This window comes from Chitinimonas sp. (assembly GCF_036568685.1).
GTDB lineage: Bacteria > Pseudomonadota > Gammaproteobacteria > Burkholderiales > Chitinimonadaceae > Chitinimonas.
In genome coordinates this window covers 1-17,841 of the sequence record NZ_DATCSC010000008.1, presented here as the reverse complement: position 1 = coordinate 17,841, position 17,841 = coordinate 1, and the positions used below count along the sequence as shown (strand labels likewise).

Here is a 17,841-nt window from a genome sequence, read left to right as displayed (position 1 = left end):
GAGGCAGACGGGGCTGTAAAACGACCAATTATACCGGGCGTCGCCAAGTCTCTCGCTGCATCAATCATGCAACTAGTGTGAAGTTAGCTGAAGAAATGCCGATAAGTTGCTGAACAACAGGCTACATTAGCAAACTGCTATATATAAAAACGAAGCAGGGACAACATGAACGAAGTCGTCACCACCTTGGCCGTCAGCGTCGATGCCGCCACACGTCAACTGAATGTCAGCTATACGCCCATCGACGGCATAGCACCGCCCGACCGCGCCGCCTTACAGGCCGAGCTGGAAGCCGGCGGCTGGGCAGAGTGCGCGCTCGACGAAGCCACCATCACAGCCTTCCTCGACAAAATACGCAATATGGCCGAGCCGCTATCCATGACGATAGGGGCACAGGTCGACGGCAGCTTCGACATCTCCGTCTCCCCCAGCCGGATGTGCGCTTGGCTGACCCTGGTGCCACCGCGCGGAGGCAAGCCGGTGCCAGCGGAAAAAGTGCGGGAAGCGATCCGTTCACGCAACATCAGCCACGGCCTACACGAAGCAGAGCTCGCTGACGCCTTGCTCAAAGGGCAGTGCAACGAATTGATCATTGCCGAGGGCGAGGAACCCGAGTCTGGCATCCCAGCCCGCTTCGACAGCCTTTTGGAGGCACTCAAAGCGCAACGGCTCGAACATGACGAGGGTGACGTGGTGGACTACCGCGATCTGGGCAACTTGATCGTGGTCGACCCCGGCACGCCGCTGATGAAACGCACCCCGGCGGTGCAGGGCAAGAACGGGGTGGACGTATTCGACCGCCCGGTCCCTGCCAAACCGGTACCGGACCCACCCTTCAACAAGGGTTTGCCCGGCGCGGCACCGGACGAAAAGAACCCCGATCTTCTGCTGGCCACCATCGCCGGCGCCCCCAGCCTGACCGAGAACGGCGTATCGGTGAACCCGCTGGTCGACGTCGTCGATGTTGACCTTTCCACCGGTAATATCACTTTCGACGGCACCATCCAGGTCAAGGGTGACATCAAGGCCGGCATGTCGGTACGAGTACAGGGCGATGTCGTGGTCAGCGGCACCATCGAGGCCGCCGAGATCATTGCCGGCGGCAACGTGGTCTGCAAGGGGGGCATCATCGGCAAGGCCGAGCACGGCTCGACCGCGGACGGAGAGCCGACCACGGCCCGCATCCAGTGCAATGGCTCGGTGCAGGCCAAATTCATCGAACATGCCATCATCGAAGCCGCCAAGTCCATCCAGGCCGAGAGCGGTATACGCCAGAGCGAGCTATCGGCAGGCGATTGCATCGTCATCGGTAAACCTGGCAGCAACCAGGGCAGCCTGATTGGTGGCCACGCCCGCGCCCGTCTGCTGGTAAGGGCACCTACGCTGGGCTCGCCCTCAGGTACGCCCACCCTGGTACAGGTCGGCTTCAACCCCTACCTGAGCGCGGAACGCACCCAAACCGAGCAACAGCGCAAACGCAAGCTGGAAGAGCTGGCCAAGCTTAAGCAGTTGCTGGCCTTCTTTGACCAGAACCCGGCCAAGGCGGTAGGCGGGATGCGGGAGAAGGCCGAACATACCCGTTCGATCTATGAAACCGAGATCAAGTCTTTCGACGCCAAGCTCAGCGACCTGGCCGAACAACTGGAGATGACCGAAGGCGCCAGTATCGAAGCGCCCAAGCGTATTCACGGCGGGGTCAATCTGCAGTTCGGGCAAAAGCTCATGCAGGTGGTCGAGGACAAAGCCGGTGGCCGGGTGCGCTTGGTAGACGACCAAATCGTCATAGGTTGAGCGAGAGCGGGGGCAGGACGCCCCGCCCCTCAACGCTGCACGCGCAGCGTTTCCATCAGATCGGCCTCCAGCCGAACCAGCGACTTCGGGTCGGCCAACGCAGCGCCCGAGATAGTGAAAGTATCCTCGGCACGCTCACCCAAGGTCATGATCTTGGCCGAGTGGATACCAATGCCGTGGGTGGACAGCACCCGCGCGATACGCGACAGCAAGCCCGGCTGATCGCCGGCGACCAGGGACAGAATATGCAGCTTCTGCTTGTCGTCCTGACGGATCAGCACCTGCGGTGGCAACGGGAAATGCTTGAGCACCCGGCTCAAGCGGCCGCTGAGCGGAGGTGGTAGCGGCTCGTTGCGGGCAATCAGCTGCGCCAGCTCGTATTCGATATAGCCCACCAGGTCGCGGTAGTCGGTATCCCGGCCATCGGCAATATCCACGTAGAAGCTGTCCAGGGCATAGCCGCGCAGGGTGGTGTAGATCTTGGCATCGAAGATGCTGTAGCCAGCCCGCTCAAAAAAGGCACAGATACGGGCAAACAGGTCTGGCCGGTCCGGGCAGTAGACCAGGACCTGCAAGCCTTCGTCCTGCTCGACCGGACGGGCGCGCACCACGATCTCGTCCTTGTCGTAGCGCCCCCACAGCACCCGCCCATGCCAAGCGATCTCCGGCGCATCGTGCCGCAGGAAGTAGACTGCATCCAGCGTCTTCCAGAAGGGCAGATGGGCATCGTCACGCAAGCCGTGGCGCCGCATCAGGCTGGCGGCCTCCGAGCGGCGCTCATCAAGCGCGTCGGTGGCGTTCAACGTCTCGCCGGTCAGGTAGCGGCGGGTAGCCCGGAACAGGTCCTCCAGCAGCTTGGCCTTCCAACCATTCCAGACCTTGGGACTGGTGCCACGTATATCGGCAACGGTCAGCAGGTAGAGGGCGGTCAGGTGGCGTTCGTCCTTCACTATCCGGGCGAACTCGGCCACGGTGTCCGGATCGTAGACGTCCTGCTTCTGGGCCACGCTGGACATGGTCAAGTGATGCTCGACCAGCCATGCCACCATATCAGTGTCTTCGTCCGCCAGGCCATGCGCCTCGCAGAATTCGCGGGCGTCCACCTTACCGAGCTGGGAGTGATCGCCACCGCGCCCCTTGCCGATGTCGTGGAACAGCGCCGCGAGATAGAGCACCTCGGGCCGCTCGAACGCTTCGATCAGCTGCGAACAGGTCGGGTATTCATGGTTGAAGGCCGGCGTGGCAAAGCGGCGCAGATTGCGCAGTACCATCAGGATGTGCTCGTCCACGGTGTAGACATGGAAGAGATCGTGCTGCATGCGCCCGACAATCTTGCCAAAGGCCGGGATATAACGCCCCAGCACGCCGTATTGATTCATCCGCCGCATGACCCGGGTAGTGCCCCAAGGCTGGCGGACGATCTCCATGAACAGCGCCTTGTTGACCGGATCGCGCCGGAAGGCGGCATTGATACGCGGCCGGGCATGCCAAAGCGCACGCAGGGTGTCGGCCCCGATCGCCGTGAGTTCCGGGTGCTGCTGCATGACCAGGAAGGTCTCCAGGATGGCCGATGGCGTCTGTTCATAGACATCCGGCCGGGCGATCTCAAGCAAGTGACCACGTGCGACAAAACGCTCGTTGAGCTGACGCACTTCCAGTTGGGCACGCCCGTAGAGCTTGCGGCGTATGGCCTGGATGATCAGCGGCTGCAGCTGCGCCACGATACGGGCAGACAGGTAGTACACCGCCATCAGTTGCTCGCTGGCGCGATTGGCATCGGTATCGGCATAGCCAAAGCGCTTGGCCAGGGCATTCTGATAATCGAACAGGATGCGGTCCTCGCGCCGGCCCGCCGTAAGGTGCAGAGCGATACGGAAGGACCAGAGCATCTTTTCTGCACGCTTGAGCTTGCGTAGCTCCTGGCCGGTCAGCACCCCGGCTTTGTGCAGTTCTCCCCAGTCACAAGCCAGCTTGCAGGCCTGCGCCAGCCAAAGAATCAGGTGCAGGTCGCGCAGCCCACCGGGCGCTTCTTTGACATTGGGTTCGAGCTTGTTCACCGAGCCCTGGTAGCGCTCGTGCCGCTGTTGCTGCTCCAAGAGCTTGGCTTCGAAGAAGGTCCGCGGATCAAGTCGCGCGAACACGGTACGCACCAGCTCGGCATAGGCCGCAGTCGAGCCTGCCAAAAGACGGGTTTCCAGCAAGGTGGTCTGGACCGTAATGTCCTTGCCCGCCTCCTCGATACATTCGGCAATGGTCCGTACGCTGTGACCGACTTCCAAGCCCAGGTCCCACAGCAGGCCTATCAGGTCCTGCAGCTTATCGAGGGTAGCCTGGCTTGAATCCTCGGGCAGCAACATCAAAAGATCGATGTCCGAGCACGGAAAGAGCTGCCCGCGCCCATACCCCCCCACCGCGATCAGCGCGACGGCCGGATCAATCTGCAGCTCCTGCCAACGGGCCAAGAGAAACTGATCCACCAGCAGCGCATCGGCCTCTACCAGCGCGGCGGCTTGTTCAGGGTCGTGGTAACCCTCGTAAAGCGCCGCACGGGCGGTCTGCAGTTGGCGGCGCAGATCAGGAATGGAGACGGGTGCATTCATGGCGGTGCGGGGTCTGGCTAGGGCGAGTGGTCGACGTCAGGCGAAGCCGCCGTCTTGGCGGGCATCGGGTACTGTAACAGGACCAGGGCCAGACCGTCTGGCGTCAGCATATGTCGTTGAGGAATAAAGCCGGCGCGCCGATACAAGGCCAAAGCTGGGGCATTTGCCGCCGCAGTGCAGACCTGTACAGGCACACCATCTGCTGCCTGCAGTACGGCAGCCAGCAAGCGGGCGGCCAAACCTTGCCGCTGATGCGCAGGGTGAACGACCAACCTGCAGATGGTCAGCGCTTCGTCATCACACTCATAGCCCAGTGCCGCCAGCAAGTCACCCGCCTGCCAGCAGGCCAATACGGTTTCGCCGCAACGCATCAAATCGTCCAGCGACTCCCTGAGTGGCGGCAGGGCAGGGTAGTTGATCAGCGCAGCTTCCTGCGCATAGGCCAGCCGTTGCAACGCCAGCAACTGTTCCGCATCACCGCGCCGGCTCAGCATTACGGTACCCAGCACCTGCACTTCTCCGTCGCGATTAGCCATAAAAAACGCCGGGTGACCGGCGCTGTTGTTGTTCAGTCCTTGGCCTCAGGCAGCCACGGCACTAGCCAGTAAGGCCGGCTTGGCCGGTGTACCGGCCGACTGGGTCAAGACCTCATAACCAGTCTCGGTTACCAGGATGGTGTGCTCCCACTGCGCCGACAGAGAGCGATCCTTGGTGACGATAGTCCAACCGTCCGGCATGGCGCGGATCTCGCGTTTACCAGCGTTGATCATGGGCTCAATGGTGAAGATCATGCCGGCCTGCAGCTCCAGGCCCGTACCGGGCTTGCCATAGTGCAGCACCTGCGGCTCCTCGTGGAACTTGGTACCGATGCCATGGCCGCAAAATTCACGAACCACCGAATAACCGTTCTTTTCGGCATGGCGCTGGATGGCAGCGCCGATATCCCCCAGCCGCACACCCGGCCGCACCATATCGATACCGATCCACATGCACTCGTAGGTAACCTGCGCCAGCCTTTTGGCATGCGAAGGCACCTCGCCGACCATGTACATCCGGCTGTTGTCGCCGTGGTAGCCATCCTTGATGACCGTGATGTCCAGATTGACCACATCACCGTTCTTGAGCGGCTTGTCGTTCGGTATGCCATGGCAGATGACCTGGTTGACCGAGGTACAGATCGAAGCCGGGTAGGGGGTATAGCCTGGCGGGCAGTAATTGAGGGGTGCAGGAATGGTGCCTTGCACATTCACCATGTACTCATGGCAAAGGCGGTTGAGCTCCGCCGTGGTCACGCCGGGCTTCACAAAGGGCGTGATGTAGTCCAGCACCTCACCGGCCAGGCGGCCGGCAACGCGCATCTTTTCGATATCTTCCTGGGTCTTGATGACGACGGCCATGACGGGCTCTCAAAGCGAGCAAAGAGACAGGATATCGCCTCCATGCCATCGAGAGCAATTTGCGAATTTTTATCACATTGATTTAAAAGGGCTTTCAATGCCAGAAATCGTGTTTTCAGCGCACCAAGGCCGGTAGATGCGCCCAGTCCGAATACGGGATTCATGACGCAGCGCAATATCCGTGGTCTCCAGTCCTCTTAAGGTGTCGGCAATCCCGCGCTTTGAAGCGGGCCACACTACGGAGAACTGCACCATGCAAGGCAAACTATCGCTTTTCGTCGCCGGCCTGCTCATGTCCGGGTCCGCCATGGCGGCCCAGGGCGACTGGCTGATCCGCGGCCGCGTCATCGACGTGGCACCCGACGTCTCCACCAGCGGCGCGCTCAGCACGCTGAACGTGGATGTAGACAACAAGGCCGCGCCTGAGCTGGACTTCACCTATATGCTGACCGACAAGCTGGGTGCCGAGCTGATCCTGGGCACAGCCCGCCACACCGTGACCGCTGGCGGCGCCAGCCTGGGCAAGGTCAGCCACCTCCCGCCCACGCTCACGCTGCAGTACCACTTTGCGCCTGACACCAACATCCGCCCCTATGTCGGCGCCGGCATCAACTACACCCGTTTCTATAATGTCGACCTGCACGCCGGCGCTGTACCGCTGGATGTGGACAAGAACAGCTTCGGTGGTGCGCTGCAGGCCGGTGTGGATATCGCCGTCAACAAGGATTGGTTCGTCAACCTGGACGTCAAGAAGCTCTACATCAAGACCGACGTCAATGTGCGCGGCGGTGCCAGCCTGGGCACCCTGAAGATCAACCCCGTGGTCTGGGGCGTGGGCGTAGGCACTCACTTCTGAGGCGAAACCCCATGAAAAAGGCGCCCTAAGGCGCCTTTTTCATGCCTGCAGCGATCAGAACATGTGCTGGCCGCCATTGATGGCGATATTGGAGCCCGTGATAAAGCCGGCATGGTCCCCAGCCAGGAAGACCACCAACTGCGCTACTTCTTCAGGCGTACCCAGGCGATTGACCGGTATGCCGGAGATAATGGCGTGACGGATTTCCTCCTTCACCGCCATGACCATTTCGGTGGCGATATAGCCCGGGCTGATCGTATTGACCGTCACCCCCTTTTTGGCCACTTCCTGCGCCAATGCCTTGGTGAAACCATGCATGCCGGCCTTGGCTGCCGAGTAGTTGGTCTGCCCGAACTGGCCTTTCTGGCCGTTGATCGAGGAGATATTGATCACCCGGCCGAAGTTGCGGTCGGTCATCGTATCGATAAAGGGTTTGGTGACATTGAAGACCGAGTCGAGGTCGGTGCGCATGACCACGTCCCAATCGACCTTGCCCATCTTGCGGAAGGTGGTGTCCTTTGTAATGCCGGCATTGTTGACCAACACGTCGACATGGCCGACCTCCGCCACGATGCGGCTCGCCAGTGCTTGACAGGCATCGTAGTCCGCCACGTCACACTGGTAAGCATGAAAGCTGTATCCCTTCTCCTTCTGATCCGCCAGCCACTGGACCTCCTTTCCAGGACGGCTGTAGGTAGTCACGACAATATGCCCGGCGTCGGCGAGCTTCTGGCAGATAGCGGTTCCGATTCCGCCCATGCCGCCGGTGACGAGTGCGATTCTGGCCATGTTGCTATGCTCCTGAGTTTGCGTGCTTGAGGGGGCGCTTATTGGATTTGCTTTGCATTGCTTTGCTGCGCCCACCCTCAATATATACGAGTGATCGAAGTAGGAAACCCCCCGTGCGCTACAGCGGCGGCAATGCCAGCCAGAAGCCGCTCCATCCGCCGACTACTGTGGCATGGAGGCTATAATCGCGCTCATTGTTCCCGCTGCCATCACCATGTCACAACACGTATTCACCGCCCACATCTCGCCTGGCACCCCGCCGTTGACCTGGTATGAGGCCGCAGCCCAACAGCCGGGCTTTCAGCGCGACACTTCGCAGGAAAATGCCATCCGGCACCTGCAAAGGCTCTACGAGGAGCTGGTCGAGTTCAAGCGCAAGCGCGACCGTCTGTTCGGTCGCAGCCTCCTGCCCACGCCAGACATTCCCAAGGGCCTGTATTTCTGGGGCGGGGTAGGGCGCGGTAAGAGCTTCCTCATGGATGGCTTCTTCGCCTGCCTGCCGTTTCGCCGTAAGCGCCGCTTGCACTTCCATCATTTCATGCAAGAGGTGCATGACGGTTTGCGTTCGCTCAAGAACGAGACGGATCCCTTGGCCACCGTGGCTGCCAATATCGCGCGCGACACCCGGGTGCTGTGTTTCGACGAGTTTCATGTATCGGATATTGCCGACGCCATGATCCTGGCACGGCTGTTCACCCATCTGTTCAACCTCGGCACCGTGCTGGTCGCCACCAGCAACTACGCCCCGGATGATCTTTACCCCAATGGCCTGCAGCGGCATAACTTCCTGCCAGCCATCGAGCTGATCAAATCCAATGTCGAAGTGGTCAATGTAGACGGCGGCAACGACTACCGCATGCGTACCCTGACCCAGGCCCGTACCTATTTGTACCCGCTGAGTCCCGATACCGACCGCGAGTTGGATACGATCTTCAGCAAGCTTGCCACTGGCAGCGACCTGCCCAATGAGCTGGTGATCGAGGAGCGGCAGGTCCACGCCAAGCGGCATGCGCCGGGCGTGATCTGGTTCACCTTCAAGGAACTCTGTGATGGCCCACGTTCCCAGACGGACTATCTGTGGCTGGCCCGCCAATACCACACGGTTCTGCTTTCGGACGTGCCCAAGCTCACTTTCCGCGAAGCCTCGGCGGCGCGCCGCCTGACCTGGCTGGTGGACGTGTTCTACGACTACCGGGTAAAGCTCATCATCTCGGCGGCGACCGAGGCCGAGGCCATCTATACCGAGGGTAGCTTCGCCAATGAATTCTTCCGTACCGCGAGCCGCCTGACCGAAATGCAGTCCACCGACTACCTCGCGTTGCCGCACGAAGCCGGCAAGGTCAAGGACGCCGCCCTGAGCGTGGTACACACATGAAAACCGCCATGCGCGCCGTGTTGCAGGATGCCCCAGGCAGCGCCGACACACTGTTCCTAGGCCAAGTAGCCCGCCCGCATCCCGGCCCCGGCCAGTTGCTGGTGCGGGTCAAGGCAGCCGGCGTCAACCGTGCCGACATCGTGCAGCGCGAGGGCCGCTACCCACCGCCTCACGGCGCCTCGCCCTTGCTGGGACTGGAGGTGGCGGGTGAAGTCACGGCGGTCGGAGCCGGTGTCACCGCCTTCCCACCCGGGAGTGCCGTATTCGGCCTGGTGGCAGGTGGCGGTTATGCCGAATACGCCGTGCTGGACGAAGGCTGCGCAATTGCCAAGCCTGACTGGCTGAGCTTTGCCGAAGCGGCCAGCCTGCCGGAAGCCTGGATGACCGCCTGGCTGAATCTGGTTGAGCTGGCGGCGCTGGGCGAGGGCGAGACTGTCTTGATCCACGCGGGCGCCAGCGGAGTAGGCGCCGCCGCCATCCAGTTAGCGCGATTGCGGGGTGCAACAGCTGTTGTGACGGTAGGCAGCGAGGAGAAGGCCGACTTCTGCCGCCGATTGGGCGCGGCCCATGCCATTAATTACCGGACCGGCAGCTTTCAGGACGCCACCAGGGCAATCGGCGGCGTGGATGTGATTCTGGACTGCATAGGCGGCACCTATCTGGACGCCAACCTCAACAGCCTCAAACCCGATGGGCGCCTGATCGTGATCGGCCTGATGGGCGGCAGCGGTGCCGAACTCAACCTGGGCAAGCTACTGGTAAAGCGCCTGCGCGTGCAGGGCTCAACGCTGCGGCCTCAGCCTCTCGCGGTTAAAGCCCGTCTGACACAAAGCCTGCGCGATACCGTGCTACGCGCCCTGCAGACCGGGCACGCCACTTTGACCATGGACCGCCAATTCCCCCTGAGCGAGGTCGCCGCGGCACATCGTTGGTTGGAAGAAAACCGCAACCAGGGCAAAGTAGTGCTTGAAATTGAATAAGGCAAAACCAGGAAAACCAATGAAACAATGGATGTGGATGCTACCGGCCTTGGGCTTGCTGCTACTCCCCGGCTGTGCCGTGGTCACTGTCACCTCCGCCGTCGTCAGCACGGCCGTTACCGCGGTGGAAGTCACCACCGATGTGGCAGTCGCCACCGGCAAGGGCGTCGTCAAGGCAGGTAGCTGGGCGATCGACGCGGCCAGCAAGGATGGCGGCGAAGCGGCCGCCAAAGCTGCCGCGACGCCAGCCAAATAGGCGGTGTACCTGAGACGCAAAAAAGCCCGGCCAAGCCGGGCTCTTTTGCTGGGAGCCTGCTTCAGCACCTCACTCCATTGCCGTCCGCATCTTTTCCGCCCGCCCCCGCAGCCACTCCAGGACCAGCAGCATCACGGTGGAGAAAGCGATCAGGATGGTCGCCACGGCGGCAATCGTCGGGTTGATGTTCTCACGGATGCCGCCAAACATCTGCCGCGGCAGCGTCGCCTGCTCGGGCCCCGCCAGGAACAGGGTGACCACCACCTCATCGAAGGAAGTAGCAAAGGCGAACAGGGCGCCGGAGATGACACCGGGTGCGATGATGGGCAGCGTGATCTTGAAGAAAGCCGTCAGCGGATCAGCGCCCAGACTGGCGGCTGCACGCGTCAGGTTGTGGTTGTAGCCCGCCAGGGTCGCGGTCACAGTGATGATCACAAAGGGTACGCCCAGCGCGGCATGAACCAGGATCAGCGCGGTGTAACCATTCACCAGCCCCAGTGGGGCGTAAAACAGATAGCTGCCCACACCAACGATGACCACCGGCACCACCATGGGCGAAATCAACACGCTTTGCAGCAGCGCCTTACCGCGGAAATCAGCCCGGGTCAGCCCTACCGAGGCCAGGGTGCCGAGCAGCATGGCGATCACCGTCGCCGATGGTGCGACGATCAGGCTGTTCTTGAGCGAGGCCATCCATTCCGGAGAACCGAAAAAGGCCGCATACCATTTCAGCGAGAAGCCGGTCAGCGGATAGAGCAGGAAGGAGCCTTCATTGAAGGACAGCGGTACGATCACCAGGATAGGCAACACCAGGAACAGCAGCACCAGGCCACAAAACAGCCGATGCAGCCAGAACCAGGCGCGTTCGATAGGGGAGGCATAGGGCAGCATGGCGGAACTCCTTATCCGAGCTTGAGGCTCTTGGCCCCGACGAGCCAGCCGTAAACCAAGTACAGCAGCAAGGTGGCGATCAGCAGCAAGCCGCCCAGGGCCGTTGCCATGCCCCAATTCACCGTACTGTTGGTGTAGAAGGCCACAAAATAGCTGACCATCTGATCATTCGGCCCGCCCAGGAGGGCCGGTGTGATGTAGTAGCCAATGCAGAGTATGAAGACCAGCAGGCCACCCGCGCCGATACCCGCCAGCGTTTGCGGAAAATAGACCCGCCAGAATGCCGCGAAGGGGTGCGAGCCCAGCGAGACCGCCGCCCTCAGATAACTCGGTGAAATACCCTTCATGACGCTGTAGATAGGCAGGATCATGAATGGCAACAGGATGTGCACCATGGCGATATACACGCCCAGCCGGTTGAACACGAGTTCCAGGGGCGCGTTGATCAGGCCCAGCATCTGCAGCGCGCCGTTGATCAATCCACCGGACTGCAACAGCACGATCCAGGCAGCAACACGCACCAGTATCGAGGTCCAGAATGGCAGCAGGACACAGATCATCAACAGGTTGGCACGCCGTGTGGGCAGGCTGGCCAGCAGATAGGCCAACGGGTAGGCCAGCAAGAGGCAAAGCACCGTGACAACCGCACTCATCCAGAAGGTGCGGGCAAAGACGTCCATATAGACAGCCTGGCCAGGATCAACCCGGCTGATCTCACCCTGGTCATCGACATGGCGATCGAGCGCCGCCAGCACATAGAAGGGAGTGGTCTTGCTGCTGTTGCGCCGGATGGCCTGCCAGTAGACTGGATCGCCCCAGCGCTCATCCAGCTCGCCCAGCGCCTGCTTATAGCTGCCTGGCGCAGCATCGAACGGTAACTGGCGCGCGGTCTTGCCCAGCAGGCTGCGGTAGCCCGGTGCTTCCATATTCAGGCGCTTGCCGAGATCCCCCAGCGTTTGCGCCTCGCGAGCCGCCAGCAGATCTTCGCTGACCGCCCGGTAGGCGGCTTCCGCCGGCAACCCACGGCCATCCCAGCCTTCCAGTGCCTTGACCGTACGCGGCAGAAAGCCGACAACTTCCGGGTTATCGACGCTCTTCCCCACGAGGCCTAGCAGCGGCAGCACAAACACCAGGGCCAAAAACACCACCAAGGGGGCGATCAGGGCAAGTGCCTTGAGCTTGTTGGCGCGCTCGGCCTTGGCCAGCTGACGCTTCAGCGGCACACCATCCTTGCTGAGCAGGAGCGGCGGAGGAGCGGGGGTAGTCATGGATCTTCCTTGCGATAGGTTGGGGAAGGCCCACGGCCTTCCCCGACTGCGACGGCGGTGCCGAAGCACGGCACCGCTCGCTTACTTGGCGGCCCAGGCGTTGAAACGCTGCTCCAGCTGCTCGCCATAGTCGGCCCAGAAGCTCACGTCAATGCCGACCTGGTTCTTGATATTGGCAGGGGAGGTAGGCAGGTTGGCGGCGACGTCCTTGGCCAGCAGGGCGTTGGCCTTGGTGTTGGTCGGGCCATAGGCGATGTTTTCCGAGTAGACCTTCTGGTTCTCCGGCTTCGAGGCAAAGGCGATGAACTTCAACGCCTGCTCCTTGTTCGGTGAGCCCTTCACCACAGCCCAGGCATCGAAGTCATAGATGCCGCCACTCCAGACCATCTTGAGGTTCTTGCCCTCCTTCTGGGCGGTCGCAATCCGGCCGTTGTAGGCCGAGCTCATCACGACATCCCCGGCAGCGAGGTACTGCGGCGGCTGCGCGCCTGCCTCCCACCACTGGATATAGGGCTTGAGCTGGTCAAGCTTCTTGAAGGCGCGATCCTGGCCGGCCGGGGTAGCGAGTACCTTGTAGACATCCTTGGGCGCCACGCCATCGGCCATCAGGGCAAATTCCAGCGTGTACTTGGCGCCCTTGCGCAAACCGCGCTTGCCCGGAAATTTCTTCACATCCCAGAAATCTGCCCAGCTGCTCGGGGCGGTCGTGAGCTTGTCCGCGTTATAGGCCAGCACCGTGGACCAGACGAAGATGCCCACGCCGCACTGGGTGACGGCGCCAGGTACGAAGTTGGCCTTGCCGCCAACCAGACCGGGGTCGAGCTTCTCGTACAGGCCCTCATCGCAGCCGCGCGCCAGTTCAGGCGACTCCACTTCCACCACATCCCAGCTCACGCTCTTGGTGTCGACCATGGCCTTGATCTTGGCTTGCTCGCCGTTGTAGTCACCCGCCACCAGATTGGTGCCGGTCTTCTTGAACGGTTCATAGAAGGCCTTGACCTGCGCATCCTTGTTGGCGCCGCCAAACGAGATGACGGTCAGGTCCGCAGCCGTGGCCGAAATGGCGGCAGCGCCGGCAAGTAACAAAGGCAAATGAGCAAAGCGAAACTGCGACATGACCAACTCCTTTATGTTGTGCGTGGTGATACGGGAAAGTAAGGGGGAGTGACACTCAATGCGTCTGGAGGGGGTCGAGCGCCCGGGCATGCTCGATGTCCCAGCCCAGCGGGATGACATCGTTTACCTTGAGCTGGGCATCGAGCTCGGCAATCGGCTGTTTGACCACAAAATGGTTATCGCCGGCCACTTCGAGACGGATACGGACGTGGTCGCCAAGATAGATGAACTCCGCAACCCGCCCGGTCAGACGGTTGGCGCAGGCTTCGCTCGCACCGTTGAGACGGATCCGCTCAGGCCGGATGGAAAGGGAGACAGGGCTGCCTTCGGTGCCGATATTGATGGCCAGGGCCTGCACGGTCTCGCCGTGCGGCAAACGCACGGTACAGGTATCGCCGCTGCGGCTTTGCAGGCTGCCGCTGAGCCGGTTGTTCTCACCGATGAAATTTGCGACGAAGGTATTGCTGGGCTGCTCGTAGAGGCCGCGCGGCGTGTCGATCTGCTGGATCTCGCCCTGGTGGAATACGGCAACCCGATCACTCATCGTGAGCGCCTCGCTCTGGTCGTGGGTCACGTACACCACGGTCACACCGAGGCGGGCATGGATATGCTTGATCTCCATCTGCATATGCTCGCGAAGCTGCTTGTCGAGCGCACCCAGGGGTTCATCCATCAGCACCAACTGGGGCTGGAACACCAAAGCGCGGGCCAGCGCGACCCGTTGCTGCTGTCCACCCGACATCTGGCCGGGGTAGCGGCCACCAAACTTGTCGAGCTGCACCATGCCCAGCGCTTTCTTGACCTGGTCCGCTATCTCGCTGCGGCCGACGCCCCGTACCTTGAGCGGGAAGGCCACGTTCTCTGCCACGGTCATATGTGGAAACAGGGCATAGTTCTGGAACACCATGCCGATATCACGCTTGTGCGGCGGCACCCGGTCCAAGCGCTTTTCACCCAGCCAGATCTCTCCGGAGGTCGGCGTCTCGAAACCCGCAAGCATCATCAGGCTGGTGGTCTTGCCCGAGCCGGAAGGGCCGAGCAAGGTCAGAAACTCGCCTTTGCGGATGTCCAGGTTCAGATCACGCACGATCAGCGTTTCGCCGTCGTAGCTCTTTTGCACCTTGCGGAAGCTGACCAGCGTATCGGTGACACTCATGGCATCGGGCCCGTTGATTCGGATGAGCCATGGTGCGCGCCGGCGCCACGCCCGCCTATAGTCGGCGGCGGATTTTGCTGTGAGGGCAGGCTTACAGGCGGGTAGGGAAATTCCTACAAAGGCGGGAGGACTAGTCGATCAATTTCTGATCGATGGCATAGCGCACCAACTCGGCGGTGGAGTTCAAGCCGAGTTTTTGCAGCAAACGCAGCTTGTGGGTGCTGACCGTCTTGGCGCTGATCGCCAAGTGTTGGCCGATCTCGTTGACGCCTGCACCCTTCACTAGGCGCAGGAATATCTGGAACTCCCGTTCCGACAGGTGCGCATGCAGCGGCTTATCGCTACCCAGGCCAACCTCAAACACCATGCGGTCCGCCAGCTGCGGGTCAATATAACGCCCCCCGGCTGCCAGCTTGCGGATGGCCGCGATCAGCAGGGCAGGGTCGCTGGCCTTGGTGGCATAGCCCTTCGCGCCCAGCTTCAAGGCGCGAGCCGCCATCTGCGCCTCGTCGTGCATGGACAGCACCAAGATCGCCGGTGCGGGGGTCTGAGCGAGGATACGAGGCAGCGCTTCCATGCCGGAAAGACCCGGCATGGACAGATCAAGCAGCAGCACATCGCAAGGTGTGGCGCGCAGGATCTCCAGTACGCGCTCACCATCCATGGCTTCGCCCACCACCTGCATATCGCCACTCAACTGCACCAGCTGCTTGACCCCCTCCCGGACGATGGGGTGGTCTTCAGCGATCAATACACGGATCATGCCTTGGCTTCCTGCAGATAGGGTTCAAGCGGCAAGCGTACCGTGACATCTGTGCCCTCGCCGTAGTGACTTTCCACCGTACACACACCGCCTATGGCCATAGCCCGCTCGCTCATGCCCAGAAGCCCGAAGGACGTGGGGCGAGCGGCCTGGGCATCAAAGCCGCGGCCATCATCTTCAATGGCAAGAAACAGCATCTGCTCGGCCACGGTCAGATCGATGCGCACGGTTTCCGCATGGGCGTGCCGGGCAATATTGGTCAAGGCTTCCTGGGCAATGCGGAAGAGGGCGACCGCCGCGACGTCGGGCAGGGCAGGCAGCGCTTCGTGAACGCTGACCACCACCGGCACGCCGAAGCGGTCCTCATGGCGGCGGGCCAGCCAATCGAGCGAGGCCGGCAAGCCGGCGTTGAGTATGGGAGGGCGCAGCTCGCTGGCGATACTGCGCACGATCTGGAAGGTCTGGTCTATGAGGCCCTGCATGCGCTGTACACGCTCATGCACCTTGGGCGCCTCCGCACCGGCCGCGAGCCCGGTCATCGACACCTCCAGCCGCAGGCCGGTCAAGACCTGGCCCAGCTCATCGTGCACCTCCCTGGCAATGCGCGCCTTTTCCTCTTCCCGTACCGTCTCGATATGGCCGGCCAGCTCTCGCATGCTGGCCTCGCTGGCCTCAAGGGCAGCACGCGCTCGCCGGCGCTCGGTCGCATCGGCCACAAACATCACCAAGTATTCGGTCTTGTGGAAGCGCAGGTAGGAAAGCCGCACATCCACCGGCAAGCTGGCGCCGCCGGCCTGGGTATGCAGCGCTTCATATTCGGCCGCGCCGCTCTGCTTGACCCGGTGCCAGGCGGCCAGCCAGCCATCCACATCCAGTTGCGGGTCCAGCAGGCGGACGCTCTGACCGTCCAGCTGCGCCGGTGGATAGCCGTGCAGCGCGAGCGCAGCCGTATTGGCGTAACGGATCAAGCCGTCCCAACCCAGCCACAACACCCCAACGGTGCTGCGATCGAGGGAAAACTGCGTCAGCTGCAGCGCAGCAGCGCTGGCCGCCTGAGATTCCAGCTGTTGCTCGGTAGCATTCAACTGCCGACGCAGGCTGCCATAAGCCCGCCGTTGCCAGAGATAGCTGCCGGCCAGCAGCAGCAACAAGACCATGAGCCCGGCTGCGCCCAGTTGCCAGAACGACGCTCTGCTCCAGGGTGGCGTCGTCTGCGGGCTGAGCCAGCGCCGCTGCAAGCTGGCCAATTCGCTGGCAGGGAGCCTGCCGAGCGCCTCATTGATTGCCTCGGCGAGCTCGGGGTGGTCGTTCCGACTGGCCACCCGCAACATCAGTGTGTAGCCTGCATCACCAATAGCCTCGAGGTCGAGATAGTCACCCCGACCGACCAAGGCACGCGCATGCGCCTGGTCTACCAATGCCACGTCGACTTGCCCACTGACCAACGCATCAAGTGTGGCGCGCTCGGAAGGGTAGGCAGCCCGCATATGGGAGGGGTAGTTATCGCGCACAAAGCGCTCGACCGGCCCGCTCTGCTGCAGCGCCAGGACGTACCCCCCCAACTCCTCAAGCGTTCCGGCCCGGAATCCTTGTCTGGCAACCAGCTTGACCGGCATGCGCACCACCGGCTCGCTGAACAGGTAATCCCGCAATCCTTCCGGTGTTTGCGCCTGTAGAGGGAGCAGATCAATCTGCCCGGCACGGCGAGCGGCGGCAAGTTGAGCCGGGGTATCGTAGACCTGCCAGTGCAATTCACGCCCCATCTGCTTCGCCAGCAGGCCGGCCAGCTCTACGCTGGCACCCGTCAGCTTGCTGCCCGCCGTCTCGCGCAGGACATAAGGCGGATCAACCAGCACACCGACCCGCAGCGGCGGCAAGGGCTCGGCTGCTACCGCGGCCGATGCGAGCAGCGGCACGAGGGCGAGGCCAAACGCCAGTACTGTGCGCCTTGCTCGCAGGAAGAAAAGCAGTAGCACCCTAGCCATGCCGCTCCAGACTTCTCAAGATTGGTACAACGCATGGCCCGCTGGCAACCAGCCCGCTTGAGGCTTGCCAGGCAGCGCTACAGCAAGGCTTGAGGGTCATGGACAAAAAGAGGGGGTTCGCGCCACTTCGATCCGAAGTTAACGCGAATCCCCCCCTGTTCGTCAAAGCACTGTCCAGCAATAACAGCGACTGTGGGTTAGTTGCAGCAACTAGCCGGTCAGGCCCTTGGGCAGGGAAAACACGATGCCCTCGACCGTGCCTTCCATCTCCTTGACGGATTCCGCACCGAAGGAACGTATCCGGTCGATGACTTCCTGCACCAGCACTTCCGGTGCGGAAGCACCCGCCGAGACCCCCACTTGGCGCTTGCCGGCAAACCAGGCGGCTTGCAGCTCCTCGGCATTGTCGACCAGATAGGCATCGAGGCCGGCATTGGCCGCCACTTCGCGCAGGCGGTTGGAGTTGGAGCTGTTGGGGGAGCCGACCACCACCACCACGTCAGTCTCGGTCGACAACTTCTTGACCGCGTCCTGCCGGTTCTGGGTGGCGTAGCAGATATCGTCCTTCTTGGGGCCGACAATGGCGGGAAAGCGCCGCTTCAGCGCCTCAACCACCAC

The 17,841-nt window shown here is 61.9% G+C and carries 15 protein-coding genes and 1 pseudogene; 5 read left to right on the top strand and 11 right to left on the bottom strand.

What is annotated here, in order from left to right; translation table 11 throughout:
• Positions 1–165 precede the first annotated feature (165 nt).
• A complete protein-coding gene (locus VIM95_RS01310) occupies positions 166–1,791 on the top strand; it encodes a FapA family protein (RefSeq protein WP_331981947.1) in 1,626 nt (541 codons plus the stop codon).
• Positions 1,792–1,820: 29 nt separating this feature from the next.
• On the opposite strand, the gene VIM95_RS01305 is transcribed toward VIM95_RS01310, so the two are convergent.
• Genes VIM95_RS01305 through map form a run of 3 tightly spaced genes read right to left on the bottom strand, consistent with a single transcriptional unit; the run spans position 1,821 to position 5,788 of the window.
• Positions 1,821–4,391, bottom strand: coding sequence for a [protein-PII] uridylyltransferase (locus VIM95_RS01305; RefSeq protein ID WP_331981944.1), 2,571 nt, complete (start codon positions 4,389–4,391; stop codon positions 1,821–1,823).
• A 17-nt stretch (positions 4,392–4,408) separates the two neighbouring features.
• Complete coding sequence (locus tag VIM95_RS01300) at positions 4,409–4,927, bottom strand: GNAT family N-acetyltransferase (RefSeq protein ID WP_331981941.1); 519 nt, start codon at positions 4,925–4,927, stop codon at positions 4,409–4,411.
• A 45-nt stretch (positions 4,928–4,972) separates the two neighbouring features.
• Positions 4,973–5,788, bottom strand: a complete 816-nt coding sequence (gene map, locus VIM95_RS01295) for a type I methionyl aminopeptidase (RefSeq protein WP_331981938.1) — start codon at positions 5,786–5,788, stop codon at positions 4,973–4,975.
• A 253-nt stretch (positions 5,789–6,041) separates the two neighbouring features.
• Between map and VIM95_RS01290 the strand changes: the two genes are divergently transcribed.
• Entirely contained in the window at positions 6,042–6,644 is a 603-nt protein-coding gene (locus VIM95_RS01290) for an OmpW/AlkL family protein (RefSeq protein ID WP_331981935.1), read from the top strand.
• Positions 6,645–6,698: 54 nt separating this feature from the next.
• On the opposite strand, the gene phbB is transcribed toward VIM95_RS01290, so the two are convergent.
• On the bottom strand, positions 6,699–7,433 hold the full coding sequence (gene phbB / locus VIM95_RS01285; protein WP_331981932.1) for an acetoacetyl-CoA reductase: 735 nt from the start codon (positions 7,431–7,433) through the stop codon (positions 6,699–6,701).
• Between the two features lie 214 nt (positions 7,434–7,647).
• Between phbB and zapE the strand changes: the two genes are divergently transcribed.
• Genes zapE through VIM95_RS01270 form a run of 3 tightly spaced genes read left to right on the top strand, consistent with a single transcriptional unit; the run spans position 7,648 to position 10,044 of the window.
• The gene (zapE, locus tag VIM95_RS01280; RefSeq protein WP_331981929.1) at positions 7,648–8,808 is read left to right on the top strand and encodes a cell division protein ZapE; all 1,161 of its coding nucleotides are present in this window, start codon (positions 7,648–7,650) and stop codon (positions 8,806–8,808) included.
• Entirely contained in the window at positions 8,805–9,788 is a 984-nt protein-coding gene (locus VIM95_RS01275) for an NAD(P)H-quinone oxidoreductase (RefSeq protein WP_331981926.1), read from the top strand. Before zapE ends, VIM95_RS01275 begins: the two co-directional genes overlap by 4 nt.
• A gap of 19 nt (positions 9,789–9,807) precedes the next feature.
• Positions 9,808–10,044, top strand: coding sequence for a hypothetical protein (locus VIM95_RS01270; RefSeq protein ID WP_331981923.1), 237 nt, complete (start codon positions 9,808–9,810; stop codon positions 10,042–10,044).
• Between the two features lie 69 nt (positions 10,045–10,113).
• Here VIM95_RS01270 and VIM95_RS01265 read toward each other — a convergent pair whose 3' ends face one another.
• The 7 genes and pseudogenes from VIM95_RS01265 to ispH form a co-directional block, all read right to left on the bottom strand.
• Positions 10,114–10,935: an ABC transporter permease gene (locus VIM95_RS01265; protein ID WP_331981920.1), complete on the bottom strand. Its 822-nt coding sequence runs from the start codon at positions 10,933–10,935 to the stop codon at positions 10,114–10,116.
• Positions 10,936–10,946: 11 nt separating this feature from the next.
• On the bottom strand, positions 10,947–12,203 hold the full coding sequence (locus tag VIM95_RS01260) for an ABC transporter permease (protein WP_331981917.1): 1,257 nt from the start codon (positions 12,201–12,203) through the stop codon (positions 10,947–10,949).
• An 81-nt stretch (positions 12,204–12,284) separates the two neighbouring features.
• Positions 12,285–13,319, bottom strand: coding sequence for an ABC transporter substrate-binding protein (locus VIM95_RS01255; protein ID WP_331981914.1), 1,035 nt, complete (start codon positions 13,317–13,319; stop codon positions 12,285–12,287).
• 55 nt (positions 13,320–13,374) lie between these two features.
• Positions 13,375–14,475 carry an ABC transporter ATP-binding protein gene (locus VIM95_RS01250; RefSeq protein WP_331981911.1) on the bottom strand — a complete coding sequence of 367 codons (1,101 nt, stop codon included), beginning with the start codon at positions 14,473–14,475 and terminating at the stop codon, positions 13,375–13,377.
• A gap of 130 nt (positions 14,476–14,605) precedes the next feature.
• A complete protein-coding gene (locus tag VIM95_RS01245; RefSeq protein ID WP_331981908.1) occupies positions 14,606–15,238 on the bottom strand; it encodes a response regulator transcription factor in 633 nt (210 codons plus the stop codon).
• Entirely contained in the window at positions 15,235–17,223 is a 1,989-nt protein-coding gene (locus VIM95_RS01240; RefSeq protein WP_331981905.1) for a sensor histidine kinase, read from the bottom strand. The genes VIM95_RS01245 and VIM95_RS01240 overlap by 4 nt, the downstream gene beginning before the upstream one ends.
• A 210-nt stretch (positions 17,224–17,433) precedes the next feature.
• A pseudogene (ispH, locus tag VIM95_RS01235) lies at positions 17,434–17,841 on the bottom strand (4-hydroxy-3-methylbut-2-enyl diphosphate reductase); the annotation flags it as partial.